Annotated in this window: 1 protein-coding gene; it reads left to right on the top strand. The window is 52.4% G+C overall.

Annotated elements, in window-relative coordinates:
• Positions 1–347 (top strand): rod shape-determining protein (locus tag KDM89_RS20740; protein ID WP_212689730.1); only part of this gene is annotated, 347 nt, incomplete at both ends.

The raw sequence follows: 347 nt of genomic DNA, 5'->3' as shown, positions 1-347 counted from the left end.
CGATGGCAGCTGCGATCGGTGCCGGTTTGCCGGTATCGGAAGCGACCGGTTCCATGGTCGTCGATATCGGTGGCGGTACGACCGAAGTCGGCATCATTTCGCTGGGTGGTATGGTCTATAAAGGTTCGGTACGCGTCGGTGGTGATAAGTTTGATGAAGCGATTGTCAACTACATCCGTCGTAACTACGGCATGCTGATCGGCGAACAAACCGCAGAAGCAATCAAAAAAGCGATCGGTTCTGCTTTCCCGGGTTCCGAAGTCAAGGAAATGGAAGTCAAAGGCCGCAATTTGTCCGAAGGTATCCCGCGTTCATTCACGATTTCCAGCAATGAAATTCTGGAAGCG

It is taken from the genome of Cognatundibacterium luofuense (assembly GCF_018139685.1).
GTDB classification, from domain to species: Bacteria; Pseudomonadota; Gammaproteobacteria; order Burkholderiales; family Burkholderiaceae_D; genus Undibacterium; species Undibacterium luofuense.
This window is presented reverse-complemented; position numbering and strand designations above follow the sequence as displayed.